The organism is Neisseria sp. P0013.S005 (genome assembly GCF_051958425.1).
Classification (GTDB): domain Bacteria; phylum Pseudomonadota; class Gammaproteobacteria; order Burkholderiales; family Neisseriaceae; genus Neisseria; species Neisseria subflava.
Genome location: NZ_JBQCVL010000054.1, coordinates 1 through 290, shown reverse-complemented (window position 1 = coordinate 290; position 290 = coordinate 1). Strand labels below are relative to the sequence as shown.

Here is a 290-nt window from a genome sequence, read left to right as displayed (position 1 = left end):
GTGGGGAATATTGCACAATGGGCGAAAGCCTGATGCAGCAACGCCGCGTGCGGGAAGAAGGCCCTAGGGTTGTAAACCGCTTTCAGTAGGGAAGAAAATGACGGTACCTACAGAAGAAGGTGCGGCCAACTACGTGCCAGCAGCCGCGGTGACACGTAGGCACCAAGCGTTATCCGGATTTATTGGGCGTAAAGAGCTCGTAGGCGGCTTGGTAAGTCGGGTGTGAAAACTCTGGGCTCAACCCAGAGAGGCCACCCGATACTGCTATGACTAGAGTACGGTAGGGGAGC

Annotated in this window: 1 rRNA gene; it reads left to right on the top strand. The window is 55.9% G+C overall.

The features are described 5' to 3' along the window. Window positions 1-290 (top strand): 16S ribosomal RNA (locus ACTHTA_RS11465); the annotation flags it as partial.